The sequence below is a fragment of the Streptomyces sp. SirexAA-E genome (genome assembly GCF_000177195.2).
In the GTDB taxonomy this organism is placed as follows: domain Bacteria; phylum Actinomycetota; class Actinomycetes; order Streptomycetales; family Streptomycetaceae; genus Streptomyces; species Streptomyces flavovirens.
On record NC_015953.1, the window covers coordinates 6762202 to 6775042 of the forward strand.

General features: G+C 73.7%; 14 protein-coding genes. 10 read left to right on the plus strand and 4 right to left on the minus strand.

Translation table 11 applies throughout. The features are described 5' to 3' along the window. Positions 1–126 precede the first annotated feature (126 nt). On the minus strand, positions 127–762 hold the full coding sequence (locus SACTE_RS29495) for a TetR/AcrR family transcriptional regulator (RefSeq protein ID WP_014049676.1): 636 nt from the start codon (positions 760–762) through the stop codon (positions 127–129). A 117-nt stretch (positions 763–879) separates the two neighbouring features. Here SACTE_RS29495 and SACTE_RS29500 point away from each other — a divergent pair, with 117 nt between their 5' ends. Further along, entirely contained in the window at positions 880–1320 is a 441-nt protein-coding gene (locus tag SACTE_RS29500; RefSeq protein WP_014049677.1) for a PPOX class F420-dependent oxidoreductase, read from the plus strand. Positions 1321–1413: 93 nt separating this feature from the next. Beyond that, the gene (locus SACTE_RS29505) at positions 1414–2658 is read left to right on the plus strand and encodes an MBL fold metallo-hydrolase (RefSeq protein ID WP_014049678.1); all 1245 of its coding nucleotides are present in this window, start codon (positions 1414–1416) and stop codon (positions 2656–2658) included. A gap of 49 nt (positions 2659–2707) precedes the next feature. On the opposite strand, the gene SACTE_RS29510 is transcribed toward SACTE_RS29505, so the two are convergent. Continuing rightward, complete coding sequence (locus SACTE_RS29510) at positions 2708–3820, minus strand: galactosyldiacylglycerol synthase (protein WP_014049679.1); 1113 nt, start codon at positions 3818–3820, stop codon at positions 2708–2710. Positions 3821–4022: 202 nt separating this feature from the next. On the opposite strand from SACTE_RS29510, the gene SACTE_RS29515 reads away from it, so the two are divergent. The 8 genes from SACTE_RS29515 (at position 4023) to SACTE_RS29550 (ending at position 10798) form a co-directional block, all read left to right on the plus strand. After that, on the plus strand, positions 4023–4838 hold the full coding sequence (locus SACTE_RS29515; RefSeq protein WP_014049680.1) for an SDR family NAD(P)-dependent oxidoreductase: 816 nt from the start codon (positions 4023–4025) through the stop codon (positions 4836–4838). Between the two features lie 6 nt (positions 4839–4844). Then, positions 4845–5771, plus strand: a complete 927-nt coding sequence (locus SACTE_RS29520; RefSeq protein WP_014049681.1) for a DMT family transporter — start codon at positions 4845–4847, stop codon at positions 5769–5771. A gap of 58 nt (positions 5772–5829) precedes the next feature. Next, positions 5830–6561 carry a polysaccharide deacetylase family protein gene (locus SACTE_RS29525; protein WP_019993180.1) on the plus strand — a complete coding sequence of 244 codons (732 nt, stop codon included), beginning with the start codon at positions 5830–5832 and terminating at the stop codon, positions 6559–6561. Positions 6562–6868: 307 nt separating this feature from the next. Continuing rightward, a complete protein-coding gene (locus SACTE_RS29530; protein ID WP_014049683.1) occupies positions 6869–8800 on the plus strand; it encodes an ATP-binding protein in 1932 nt (643 codons plus the stop codon). A gap of 7 nt (positions 8801–8807) precedes the next feature. Next, positions 8808–9242, plus strand: a complete 435-nt coding sequence (locus tag SACTE_RS29535) for a roadblock/LC7 domain-containing protein (RefSeq protein ID WP_014049684.1) — start codon at positions 8808–8810, stop codon at positions 9240–9242. Between the two features lie 2 nt (positions 9243–9244). After that, positions 9245–9616 (plus strand): DUF742 domain-containing protein, encoded by a 372-nt coding sequence (locus tag SACTE_RS29540; protein ID WP_014049685.1) that lies wholly within the window; start codon positions 9245–9247, stop codon positions 9614–9616. After that, complete coding sequence (locus tag SACTE_RS29545; RefSeq protein ID WP_014049686.1) at positions 9594–10214, plus strand: ATP/GTP-binding protein; 621 nt, start codon at positions 9594–9596, stop codon at positions 10212–10214. Before SACTE_RS29540 ends, SACTE_RS29545 begins: the two co-directional genes overlap by 23 nt. Then, positions 10211–10798: a GAF domain-containing protein gene (locus SACTE_RS29550; protein WP_014049687.1), complete on the plus strand. Its 588-nt coding sequence runs from the start codon at positions 10211–10213 to the stop codon at positions 10796–10798. The genes SACTE_RS29545 and SACTE_RS29550 overlap by 4 nt, the downstream gene beginning before the upstream one ends. A 281-nt stretch (positions 10799–11079) precedes the next feature. Here SACTE_RS29550 and SACTE_RS29555 read toward each other — a convergent pair whose 3' ends face one another. Continuing rightward, positions 11080–11979, minus strand: coding sequence for a hypothetical protein (locus SACTE_RS29555; RefSeq protein ID WP_014049688.1), 900 nt, complete (start codon positions 11977–11979; stop codon positions 11080–11082). Between the two features lie 40 nt (positions 11980–12019). Beyond that, positions 12020–12721, minus strand: coding sequence for a hypothetical protein (locus SACTE_RS29560; protein ID WP_014049689.1), 702 nt, complete (start codon positions 12719–12721; stop codon positions 12020–12022). Between the last annotated feature and the right edge of the window lie 120 nt (positions 12722–12841).

Consider the following 12841-nt stretch of genomic DNA (forward strand, 5'->3'; position numbering starts at 1 on the left):
TCGGCGGTGGCCGGCACCCGGGGGACGCGGAGCGGGCGGTGCAGCCGGGAGCGCCGGTGCGGGGAGGGGGCCGCCCGACCGCGGGCCGAAGGACCGGGCACGCACCGCCGCCGGCTGGCCGGGGTGTCAGGCCGACCGGCCGGGCAGGGTGTCAGCCGTCAGAGCCGTGCGCTCGATGCCGAGTTCGCGGGCGAGCGCCTCGTCGGTCCACCGCAGCATGGTGGCCTGCGAGAGCGGACCCGCGTACGACGTCATCTGCACGGCCAGGCCGTCCAGCAGAGCGGTCAGCCGCCAGGCCACGGACACCGGGTCGTCACAGAGGAACTCACCGGCCGCCGCGCCCTCTTCGATGACCTCGGCCAGCTCGGCCTTCCACTGCTGGTCGAGGTCGCCCGCCACCTCCCGCAGCGCGGGGTCGCGCAGCGAGGCGGCCCAGCCCTCGATCCACAGCCTCCAGCCCTTGGCCTGACCGGTCGGGGCGTACCAGCGGACAGCGGCCCGCAGCCGTCGCAGCGCGCTGGTGCGGCGGGCCAGCAGCCTGCGCAGGTGGGCGAGGTCGGCCTCGGCCGCGTAGGCGAAGGCGGCGGCCACCAGCTTCTCCTTGGTCGAGAAGTGGTAGAGCACCAGGGCGTTGCTCACGCCGAGGACGGAGGCGACGTCGGCGATCCGCACCGAGGAGACGCCCCGCACCTCGATCTGTTCGACGGCAGCGCGCAGGAGCTCCTCGCGCCGCTCCGCCACGCTCAGCCGGACTCTTGCCACCCGGCCACCCTAACCAATGGGCCGGTACGATCATCGGCCGCCCATCCGCTGCGGCCCGGACGCCATCCGGACCCCCGGACGCGGAATCCTGTGGCCTGCACGGACGTTGGAGTCGGCATGACCGACAACGAACCCGGACGTGAAGCACTGCTCCGCCTCATCGGCGAACACGACGGAGGTGTGCTCGTCACCCTCAAACGCGACGGCAGACCGCAGCTCTCCAACGTGAACCACGCCTACTACCCCGACGAAGGGGTGATCCGGGTGTCGATCACCGAGGACAGGGCCAAGACCCGGAACCTCCGCCGGGACCCCCGCGCGACCTACCACGTGACCAGCGACGACCGCTGGGCGTGGACCGCGGCGGACGCCACCGCCGAGCTCTCCCCTCCTGCCGCCGACCTCCATGACGACACGGTGGAGCGGCTGATCACGCTCTACCGGGACGTGCAGGGCGAGCACCCTGACTGGGACGACTACCGTCGGGCGATGGTGCGGGACCGCAGGGTCCTCCTCACCCTGCGGATCGAGCATGTGTACGGTCAGCCGCGTGCCTGACCCGGGGCCGTACGGGGGCGGGTCAGGCTCCGCCACCCCGATGTGCCCCGCACCCCCCACGACCGACCGACACCGACCCACCCAGGAGCTGCTGTGACCGGCGCCGACAAACAGCCTTCCCTCCGTGCGAGACTCCGTTCGATCCGCCCCGCGGCCTTCGGTGCCGATCCGGCGGGCGCGCGGATGGAGCGCATCCGCAATTCGCCCCACTTCGCCGACGGGGTCTTCCAGAACCCGGAAGAAGCACGGACCGTCCCGTCCGGCTCGATGCTCGACTTCGCCAGGGCCTATTTCCGCAAGGAGGAAAGGGCCCGCAGGGCACCGACCGGAGTCGTGCCGGTCCACGCCACCACCGTGGCCGACCTGGCCGAGCCGCCCGCCACGGGCCTGCGGCTGACGTGGCTCGGTCACTCCAGCGTGCTCGCCGAGATCGACGGCGCCCGGGTGCTGTTCGACCCGGTGTGGGGCGAGCGCTGTTCGCCGTTCCCCTTCGCCGGGCCCAAACGCCTGCACCCCGTGCCCCTACCGCTGGCCGCGCTCGGTTCCGTCGATGTCGTCGTCATCTCGCACGACCACTACGACCACCTCGACCTGCCCACGGTCAAGGCCCTGGCGGGCACCGGCACGGTCTTCGCGGTGCCGCTCGGGATCGGTGCCCATCTGGAGCACTGGGGGGTCGCGCCCGACCGGATCCACGAGCTCGACTGGAACGAGACCGCGCACATCGCCGGGATCACCCTGACCGCCACCCCGGCCCGCCACTTCTGCGGACGCGCCCTGCGCAACCAGCAGCACACCCTCTGGGCGTCCTGGGTCGCCGCCGGGCCGGAGCACCGTGTCTACCACAGCGGCGACACCGGCTACTTCTCCGGCTTCCGGGAGATCGGGGCGGAGCACGGCCCGTTCGACGCGACGATGATCCAGATCGGCGCGTACTCGACCAACTGGCCTCAGGACCGGATGCACGGCAAACCCGATCCGGGTGCCTGGCCCGACATCCACATGAGTCCGGACGAGGGGGTCCTGGCGCACCTCGACCTCCAGGGCGGCGATCCGGCCGCGGGCGTCATGCTGCCGATCCACTGGGGCACCTTCAATCTCGCCCTCCACCCGTGGGCCGAGCCCGCCGAATGGTCCATGCGGGCCATGGAGGCCGTCGGAGCGACGATGGCGGCCCCCCGGCCGGGCGAGCCCTTCGAGCCCGCGGACCCCCGGCCGGTCGAGCCGTGGTGGCGCGCCGTCGCCGAGGAGCCCGCCGCCGGCTGGGGCCACTGGCCGCCGGTGCACGTGCCGCTTCCCCGCGCCGCCGAGAGCGGCGACCTGGTGGCGGACGTCTGAGAGGTACGGCGGCCGCCCGTCACGGGGCGGCCGCAGACGGTCGGGTTTTTCAGGCCGTACCGGACCGCCCCGCCGTCCGCAGAAGCGCTTCCAGCGGCCTCACCCCTTCGCCCGAGAAGAGGCCGGAGGCCGCCTCGACCCGTCGCTCGCGCGCCGCTCCCGGCCGGGTCAGGGCGTCCAGGGACCGGATCAGCGCACCGGCGTCCGGCGCGTAGTCGGCGAAGCCGTGCTCCGCCATCCGCAGGGACCCCTCCCTGCCGTGCCCCGGAATGGTGCGGAAGCTCACGACCGGTACCCCGACGGCCATGGCCTCAAGGGCGGTCTGGCCCGCGGCGTTGTCGACGAGCGCGCGGCAGGCCGACAGCAGCCCCGGCATGTCCTCGACCCAGCCCATGGCGTGTTCGGGCGCACCGCGTGACGCCTCCCGCCGCAGCCGGGCGTTGTGCCCGCACAGCACGACCGGCCGGTAACCCGCCGAAGCCACCAGCCGCGCGGTCCCCGCGACGCCCGCCCCGGCGCCCCAGGCCCCCGTCGAGATCAGCACCGGCGGGCGGTCCGGTGGCCCCAGGCGCCGCCGCCAGTCCCGCACCGTGCCCGCCGGGCCCCGGAACCGGGGTGCCACCAAGGCCCCGGAGGCGACCGCCGGGCGCCCCACGGCGCGGGCGACCTCACCGGCGAGGTCCGGCGTGAGGCACAGATACGTGTCGTTACCCGGATGCAGCCACTGCCGGTGGACGGCGAAATCGGTGACGACCACCGCGCTCGGCACGGTGAGCGCCCCCCGTGCGCGGAGCCTGCCCGTCAGCTGGGCGGCCAGATGGAAGACCGGCACGACCACGTCCGGCCGCAACCGTCCGACGAGCTCCAGGAGCCGGCGCTCCGCGAGCGCGGCCAGCGGGGCGCTGCCCGGTCTCGGCCCGTCACCGGCACGGAAGAACGCCGCGTACAGCCCCGCGTAGACGGCCGGGGCGTGGCAGATGACCGTCCGGTAGAACGTGCTCAGCCCCCGCCCGACACCGGGTGGCAGCAGGTCGAGGACGTCGACGGTCCTCGTCCGTCCGCCGCCGGCCTCCAGACGGCGGGTCAGTTCGGCCGCGACCGCGTGGTGGCCGGACCCCATGCCGGCGCTGAGGATCAGGAAGCGTCCCTGTGCTGCGTTCATCGGTTGCGTGCTCCCGGGCGTCGGCAGAGAGTGGGTCCAGTTGTGAGGTCGGTCTGCGGTGGTGGCCGGCGCATGCGATCACCTCGGATGTGGGTTCGGCGGGTCCCGGGGTACTCCTTACCCGCCCCCTGCCGTTATGTCCCGCATGTCTGACCTCGTGAACGCGGAACCGCGCCGCACAGAGCCGACACAGGGAGAGGACATGTCACGTGTACCGGGCATCGCCCACCGGGACGCGCAGGGCGCCGACGCGGTGGACGGCCACAGGAGCCCGGCCGGTGTGGCTCTGGTGACCGGCGCCTCCTCGGGTATCGGTGCCGCCGTCTGCCGCCGGATCGCGGCAGAGGAGGGCTGGCGGCTCCTGGCCAGCGGGCGCGACCGCGCCCGGCTCGCGGAGGTCGCCGCGTCGACGCGCTCGACACCGCTGCACGCCGACCTGATGTCCCTCGACGCCATGGAACGCATGGTCGACGAGGCCCTGGAGGCGGCCGGACGGGTCGATCTGGTGGTGGCGTCGGCGGGAATCGGCTGGGCGGGACCGTTCCTGTCCATGCCGGCGGCCGCCGTCGACCGCGTCCTCACCGTGGACCTGGCGTCCGTCGTCCACCTCGTCCGGCTCCTGCTGCCGCACATGGTCGCGGCCGGGCGCGGCCACATCGTGCTGGTCGGATCGGTGGCGGGCTCCACGGCCGTCCGCGGGGAGGCGGTCTACTCGGCGGCCAAGGCGGCGGTCGCCACCTTCGCGGACGCGCTGCGCCAGGAACTCGAGGGGACGGGCGTGCGCGTCACCCTGGTGGTCCCGGCCGTGGTCGACACCCCGTTCTTCGAGACCCGCGGGATGTCGTACGTACGTGCGTGGCCCCGGCCGATGGCGCCGGAGCGCGTCGCGGACGCCGTCTGGAGGGCCGTCGTCTCCGGGCGTGACGACGTGTACGTACCCGGCTGGCTGCGTGTGCCCGGCATGGTGCGGGCCGTCGCCCCGGGTCTCTACCGCCGACTCGCCGGCCGCTTCGGCTGACCGGGGATGAACTCACTGGCCGTGGTGCTGGCACTGCTGGCCGCACTCGCCAACGGTGCCGCGTCCGTCCTGCAGCGGCGGGCCGTCATGGAGCAGACCGAGGATCACGACGAACCCCCGCGCCGGTGGCAGGTACGGCAGGCGGCCGCCTGGCTGGTACGCCTCCTGCGGCGCCCGTACTGGCTGGCCGGGGCGGCGGCACTGGGGTTCTCCGCGGGATTCCAGGCGGGGGCGCTGGCGGTCGGCAGTCTGTCCGTGGTCCAGCCGCTGATGGCCTCCGAACTGCTGTTCACCCTGTTGCTGGGGACAGCCGTCTTCCGGCACCGTCCGGGCGGGCTCACCTGGCTCTCGTTCCTCATGCTCGCGGTCGGACTGGGGCTCTTCCTCGGCGCCGCCGGCGCGTCGACCGGCAGCACGACGGGACAGGCGGGCACCTGGCTGCCCGCCGGTCTCTGCGTGGCGGGCGCCGTGGCCGCCCTGTTCGGACTGGGCCAGGTGCTGCGCGGCGCGGCGTCCGCAGCGGTGCTCGGCCTCGCGACCTCCGTCTGCTTCGCCTGCACCGCGGCTCTCATCAAAGAGGTGACCGGCCGGATCCCGGAGGGGGTCGTCGCTGTCCTCGCCACGGGCTACTTCTACGCCGCGTGCGCCGCCGGACTGCTGAGCCTGCTGCTGCTCCAGAGCACCTTGCGCGCCGGTTCCCTGGCGGCCTCGCAGCCCGCTCTCACCCTCGGGGACGCCCTGGTGAGCGTGGTGCTGGGAAAGGTGCTCTTCGACGAACGGGTCGCCCTGGGCTCCTACCCGGTGCAGGCCGTGCTCGGCGGCTGCCTGCTGGTCGCGGGCACGGTGGGCCTCTCGCTCTCCCCGGCGGTCGCGGGCAGCTGGGACGCGACGACGACACCGCCCGGGCGCCCGGCCCGGGGCGGCCGCCGATGACGGACGACGACCGAGGGGAGACCTGATCCCGATGCATTCCGGACACCTGAGGACGCCCGTGGCGCTCCGAGCCCCGCTGGCCGCCACCGCCCTGGCGCTCACCGCGCACATCGCCCCCGCGGGCACCTGGCTGCCGGGGGTGCGCCGGACGTTCCTGCCCGCCCTGGCGGGCCTCGGCGACCCCGACCACGTCGCCCTGACCTTCGACGACGGCCCCGACCCCCGCTCCACCCCGCACTACCTGGACCTGCTGGACCGGCTCTCCGTACGCGCGACGTTCTTCGTGCTGGGGGAGAGCCTGAGGCGGTACCCCGAACTCGGCCACGACATCGTCCGGCGCGGGCACGAGCTCGCCGTGCACGGATGGACCCACAGCCGGCCCTGGCTGCCCGCCCCCGGCCGGGATCTGCGTGAGATCTCCCGTGCCGCCGAGGAGGTGCGCCGGATCTCGGGGGTCCGCCCGCAGTGGTACCGGCCGCCCTACGGGATCCTGACCGGTGGCCGCTGGGCCGGCGCGCTCCGCTGCGGGCTGCGGCCGGTGCTGTGGTCGGCCTGGGGCCGCGACTGGGCCGCCGACGCGACCCCCGAGGGCGTCCTGCGGACCGTGCGCGGCCAGCTCCACGGGGTGGGGGACACCATCCTGCTGCACGACGCCGACCTGTCCGGCGAGGACCGCTGGCGGCCCGCTCTCGGCATGCTGCCGGACCTCGTGAGCGGCCTCCGGGCGGAGGCCCTGACCGTCGGACCGCTCGCCGACCACGGGCTCGCGCCGGCGCGGCGACCGGGGTGAGGACGACGGCGGAGCCCGCGTGAATGCCTCACCTGTTCGCTTGTCGATCGCCTCGACGGGCCGACGCAGGGGTGTATTCGACCACCCATGCGAAGCCTCATACCAGAGCGGGACGCCTGGCGGGCAAGTTCGACAACTGCGCATCGGGGCCGGGCGATTCGCGACTACCGTGTGTGGCCGGTGGTCAACCGTGGGCTCATGTCGGCCGAGCCCGCCCAGCCGTTGACCCCGGCCTGACCGACCACCGTGGGCGTCACCACACGAATGCCGATTCCTGGTGCCCGTGCCCCACGTACCGAGGATGATGATGTCTCAACTTCGCGCACCCACCGCGCGACCGGAACGACGAGAAGGCGGACGGCACGGCCGTCCGGGTGGCCGTTCGCACTCGGCCGCGAGCCGGCCGCGTACCGCGCAGCCCGCTCCCGACGCCCCTCTGCGGCCCCAACTGCTGCGCACGGCACTGCTGCCGGCCGTCGCCGCCGCGCTGAGCGGGGCCGCGGCCGTGATCTTCACCATCCGGTCCTCCGGAGTGCGCCCGTCCGGCAGCCTCCTGGCGGCGCTCGGCGGTTCGGGGGCGCTGGCCGTCGCGGCGGTGGCCGCGGCCTTCCTCGGTGCGCACCGTGTCTCCGCCGGCGTCCTCGACCGCTGTCTCGCCCTGCGGCGTACCGGTGCGGAGCACCAGGCCGAGTTGCAGAGGATCGTGGAGCAGCTCCGCGCCGAAGTCCCCGTCACGCCCCGGCAGGCCACGCGGGACGCGCCCCCCGGGGCGGACGCCTTCGACCTGCTCGCACAGGACATGGGCCGGGCGCACGACGCGGCCGTGGGCGCCGTCGTCGAGGCGTCGCAGCTCTTCAGCAGCGCCGGGAACGAACAGAAGGTCGAGGTGTTCGTCAACCTCGCGCGGCGGCTCCAGTCCCTCGTGCACCGGGAGATCCAGATCCTGGACGAACTGGAACACGAGGTGGAGGACCCCGACCTGCTCAAGGGCCTCTTCCACGTCGACCACCTGGCCACCCGCATCCGCAGGCACGCCGAGAACCTCGCGGTGCTCGGCGGAGCCGTCTCGCGGCGGCAGTGGAGCAGCCCGGTCAGCATGACCGAGGTACTCCGCTCCGCGGTCGCGGAGGTCGAGCAGTACCCCAGGGTCAAGCTGGTCCCGCCCGTCGACGGCACCCTGCGCGGACACGCCGTCGCCGACGTCATCCACCTGCTCGCCGAACTGGTCGAGAACGCCACGGTGTTCTCCTCCCCGCACACGCAGGTCCTGCTGCGCGCCCAGCGCGTGACCGCCGGGCTCGCCCTGGAGGTCGAGGACCGAGGACTCGGGATGCCGGGCCCGGAGCAGAAGCGGATGAACACCCTGCTCGCCGACCCCGACCAGGTCAACGTCGCCCATCTGCTCCAGGACGGCCGGATCGGCCTGTTCGTCGTCGCCTCCCTGGCCCGCCGGCACGGCATCGCCGTACGACTCCAGAGCAACATCTACGGCGGTACGCAGGCCGTCCTGGTGCTGCCGCAGGCCCTTCTGGGCCTCGACGCCCAGCCGGAGGCGCAGCCCGGCACGGCGCCCGCGCCGCCGGCCGGTGGCATGGACCGGCCTCCCGCACGGGCGGACGCCCCGGGCCCCCCGGCCGTGCCGGCGGAGCAGGCGGCCGTCCGGCCCGACCTGCCGCCGCGTCAGGCCCGGCGGACGGCGGAAGAGCCGCCGCCGCGCCCCGAGCGGGTCGACGCACCTGCCTCCGCCACAGCTCCGCCCGGTTCCGGGCAGGAGCCCGCCGCCGTACCGGACGGTGACGGCCAGGCGGCGACGGAGGCCGCCGGCCGTCCTCGACTGCCCCGGCGCAGCAACCAGGAACACCTGGTGCCACAGCTCCGGGACGCGCCCGCGCCCCGGGCCGAGGGCACCGACATCCTTCACGATCCCGGGCTGATGGCCGCCTTCCGCCGTGGGGTCGACCTCGCAGAGGCACAGACGGCCGAGGAGCCCGAGCCCGTGGCGTACACCCGGGCGGGCGCCCCGCACCCCGGTGCGCAGGAGGCGGCACCGGGCCCCGCGGTGGCGATCGGGGCCCAGCGCTCCGGCCTGGCACCGCTGCCGGTCCGCGGCCCCACCGCCGCCACCTCCGGCGCGATGCCCGAACCGGGCTACGGCGGGCCGCAGCCGACCGAATCCGGCTACGGCGGCCCGCGGCCGACCGAACCCGGCCCCAGAACCGAGAACACGTTCAAGGAGTAGATGCACCATGACGAGCGAAATGCCGTCCGGTCAGGTCTCGGACCTCGACTGGCTGTTGAGCGGGCTGGTCCAGCGCGTTCCCTACACGCGCAGTGCCGTGCTGCTCTCGGCCGACGGCCTGGTGAAGTCCGTCCACGGCATGGACGCCGACAGCGCCGACCACATGGCGGCCCTGGCCGCGGGACTGTACTCGCTGGGCCGCAGCGCGGGCGCCCGCTTCGGCGACAACGGTGACGTACGCCAGGTCGTCGTCGAGCTCGACTCGACGCTGCTGTTCGTCTCGACCGCCGGGTCGGGTACATGCCTCGCGGTGCTCGCCGGCCGGGAGGCGGACGCCGCCGTGCTGGGCTACGAGATGGCCATGCTGGTCAAGAGCGTCCGGCCCTATCTGATGACGCCCGTCCGGCAGACGGCCGGAGCACCGTTCACCCCGGGGCCGTGAGGATGCCGGCCCCGCAGGACGGGCCCCTGCTCGACGACGCGGCCGGCCGGCTCATCCGCCCGTACACCGTCAGCAACGGCCGGACGCGGCCGAACGCCGAACTCGACCTGCTCTCCCTGGTGATGGCCACGGGCATCGAGCCCGACACCCCGCTGGGTCCGGAGCACACGGTGGCTCTGGAGCTGTGCGAGGGCCCGACCTCCGTGGCCGAGGTCGCCGCCCACCTCCGGCTCCCCGCGACCATCACCAAGATCCTCCTGTGCGACCTGGTCGACTGCGGCGCGGTCACCGCGCACGCCCCCGCCTTCCACGACATGCCCACCGACCGATCCCTGCTGGAGGCAGTGCTCGATGGTCTACGACGACAGCTCTGACAGCACCCGAAGCTCCGGATACTTCCCCGTGGCCCTCAAGGTCCTGGTCGCGGGCGGTTTCGGCGTCGGGAAAACGACATTCGTGGGCGCCGTCAGCGAGATCGCTCCGCTGAGTACCGAGGAACTCCTGACCCAGGTCGGTGTCGGGACGGACAACCTGGAGGGCGTCGAGTCCAAGACGGCGACCACCGTGGCCATGGACTTCGGCCGGATCACCCTCTCCGACCAGCATGTGCTCTACCTGTTCGGGACCCCCGGGCAGGAGCGTTTCTGGTTCATGTGGGACGAGCTCTCCAAGGGGGCGCTGGGGGCCGTCGTCATCGCCGACACCCGCCGTCTCACCGAATGCTTCGCCGCCGTCGACTACTTCGAGCGGCGTGGTATCGGATTCATCGTCGCGGTCAACGAGTTCGACGGCGCCTACCGCTACGAACCCGACGAGGTGCGGGGGGCGCTCGACCTCGGTCCCGAGGTGCCGGTCGTCCTCTGTGACGCCCGGATCGCCAGTTCCGGGACGGGTGCGCTGGTCACCCTGGTGCAGCACCTCATCAACGCCACGGCCCCGGCGTCCCTCTCCGGGTACGGAGCCCGTACGTGATCCCTCACGGCCCGGGGCGGCCCCTGGTCACCCCGGCCGACCGGGACGCGTCCGTCCGGGGAGCGCGGCTGCGCAGTCTCGGCCTGGGCCGACGGCCCGACGCCTCGTTCGACAGCTTCGACGCCTTCGCCGACCGGGTGGCCGCGGTGACGTCGGCGCCGTTCTCGATGGTCAACTTCATCGACGAGGAACGGCAGTTCTTCGCCGGGCTGCACACCCCGTCCGGGGCCCGGGGCGGGCACGGCCCCGGAGGGGCGGCGGCGGGCTCCCACCTCCGTCATCTCGCCCGGGACCACGGCTACTGCCCGCACGTTCTCGCGCGGCGCAAGGCACTGGTGCTGGACGACGTCTGCGACTATCCGCGGTTCGCCGGCAATCCGGTGGTCGACGGCATAGGGATCCGCTCCTACCTCGGGGCCCCGCTCATCGACGGGACGGGGGTGGCGCTCGGCACCGTCTGCGCCGTGGACACCGTGCCGCGCGCCTGGGGCAGGGAAGGGCTGCACACCATCAAGCTGCTGGCGGGCGAACTGGTCGGGCACATCGGGGGGCGGGAGGCGTACGCGGGGCCTTTCTACGGCTGACCGGGACCAACCGGCTGCCGCGACGGGTGTCGGAGCGGTGCGTCCGGACCCGGAAGGGGAGTCACCGTGACCACCACACCCACCCCCGCGCCCGTCCCGCACACCGTGCTGGGCGCCGGTCCGGCCGGGACCGCGCTCGCCGGGCGAGGGCACGAGGTCCGCCCGGGCTTCAGCTGGAGGTCATGCCGCTCGTCCGGGCTCCCACACTCTCGGGGGCGCCCTGGACGGGACCTCGCCTGGCACGGCGACTTCCTCGCCACTCGGTGACCGCCGCGGACGCCTCAGCGCCGCAGGAACCCGGTGATCCGCCCGCGCAGCCCCTCCGGGTCCAGGCCGTGCGCGACGAGGTGCTCCTCCAGCCCTCCGTACCGGCGCAGCTCCGTGCGGGACACCCCGAGGCCGAGCACTCGGTGGGGGAGGTCGGCGAGGGCGTCGTTGGCCGCACCCGTCGAGGTGCCGGCCAGGTACGGCTCGACGACCACCACGTCGGCCGCCGTGACCGCCCCGGCCGCGCGACGCAGCCCCGCGGCGTCGAACGGCCGCACGGTGGTCGCGTACAGCACGGTGAGGTCCAGGCCCTCCGTCGCCGCGAGTACGTCGTCGAGCACCGGGCCGACGGCGACCACCACCCCGGCCGTGCCCCGGCGCAACGGGACGAACGCGTCGCCGGTCGCGGGGCGCGCCGTGCGGTTCGCCTGGACGGAGAGGCGGACGTAGACGCGCTCGTCCGTCGCGACGGCCCGCCGCAGCAGCGTCTCCGCCTCGTCGGGGTGGCCCGGGACGTGGACGGTCCAGCCGTCGAGGGTGTCCAGGAGGGCGACATCGCCCGGTGCCATGTGCGTGAACCCCCCGGCCGGCCAGTCGTAGGAGGCACCGGAGCTGACGAGCACGCCCCCCACTCCCTGGTGCCCCAGGTCGAGCTTCACCTGCTCGAACGGCCGCTCCACCAGGAAGCTGGCGAACGTGTGCATGACGGGGCGCAGGCCGGTGAGCGCCATCCCGGCTCCCACACCGATGAGCAGCTGCTCCCTGATCCCCACGTTGACCACCCGGTCCGGGTGGGCCCGCGCGGCCGTGTCGAAGCCGTCGCGGCTGATCTCCGCGAGGACCAGGGCGAGGCGCGGGTCCTCGTCCAGCAGGCGTGAGGTGGTGGTGATGAAACGGTCGCGCATGGTGTCCATGGGAAACCTCCGGGCGTGTGGTGACGGGGCGGGGCGGTGTTCAGTGCTTGGACGCGACGCGGGCGATCACCGCGTGCGGCTGCCCGGGGTGAGGGGCGGCGAAGGCGCCATGGAGCGCCTCGTGGTCCGTGCCGTCGACGGTCCAGGCCGACCACCCGGCGGCCTCGAACCGTGCGGCGATGCCTCCGGGCCTGGCGTACGTCGCGGAGGCGTTGTCGATCACCACGGTGTGCAGTTGCTCCAGACCGGCGGGGCCCGCGTAGGCGATCGCCTCGTGGTTGCTGCCCTCGTCCAGTTCGGCGTCCCCGGTCAGCACCCAGACACGCGGTCCGGTCAGTCCCTGGGCCCGGAGCCCGAGCACGCTGCCCACCGCCAGCGGCAGCCCGTGCCCGAGGGAGCCGCTGCCGATCTCCACGCCCGGCACGAGCAGCCGGTCCGGGTGGTGTCCGAGCGGTGAGTCGTACGAACCGAACCCGGGGAGCAGTTCCTCGCCGAAGAAGCCGCGGGAGGCCAGTACGGCGTAGTACGCCATCGGGCCGTGCCCCTTCGACAGCAGGAAGCGGTCGCGCCCGGGCGCGTCGGCCGCACCGGGCGACACCCTCAGCACCCGGTCGTACAGCACCCACAGCGCGTCCAGGGTGGAGAGGGCGGCGGGGCCGTGCTTCTCGTCGCCGGTCATCAGGCTCATCAGCCGGCGCAGGTCGTCGTACCCGTACACCGGTGCTTCGGTCGTGTGCGTCATGTGGCTCAGCGTTGAACATCAAGCAAGGTCCAGGTCAAGCGCGCGATGGGGATTCGTGACCACCCGCCCGAGTGCGGTATTGTTCTCATGCGCGTTCGGCCAGGGGAAACCCCAGGTCAG

Bases quoted from the DNA above. Each gene is read 5' to 3' on its own strand.
- SACTE_RS29500 (WP_014049677.1), top strand. From the start codon at position 880: ATGACCGACAACGAACCCGGACGTGAAGCACTGCTCCGCCTCATCGGC.
- SACTE_RS29510 (WP_014049679.1), bottom strand. From the start codon at position 3,820: ATGAACGCAGCACAGGGACGCTTCCTGATCCTCAGCGCCGGCATGGGG.
- SACTE_RS29515 (WP_014049680.1), top strand. From the start codon at position 4,023: ATGTCACGTGTACCGGGCATCGCCCACCGGGACGCGCAGGGCGCCGAC.
- SACTE_RS29520 (WP_014049681.1), top strand. From the start codon at position 4,845: ATGAACTCACTGGCCGTGGTGCTGGCACTGCTGGCCGCACTCGCCAAC.
- SACTE_RS29530 (WP_014049683.1), top strand. From the start codon at position 6,869: ATGTCTCAACTTCGCGCACCCACCGCGCGACCGGAACGACGAGAAGGC.
- SACTE_RS29535 (WP_014049684.1), top strand. From the start codon at position 8,808: ATGACGAGCGAAATGCCGTCCGGTCAGGTCTCGGACCTCGACTGGCTG.
- SACTE_RS29540 (WP_014049685.1), top strand. From the start codon at position 9,245: ATGCCGGCCCCGCAGGACGGGCCCCTGCTCGACGACGCGGCCGGCCGG.
- SACTE_RS29545 (WP_014049686.1), top strand. From the start codon at position 9,594: ATGGTCTACGACGACAGCTCTGACAGCACCCGAAGCTCCGGATACTTC.
- SACTE_RS29555 (WP_014049688.1), bottom strand. From the start codon at position 11,979: ATGGACACCATGCGCGACCGTTTCATCACCACCACCTCACGCCTGCTG.
- SACTE_RS29560 (WP_014049689.1), bottom strand. From the start codon at position 12,721: ATGACGCACACGACCGAAGCACCGGTGTACGGGTACGACGACCTGCGC.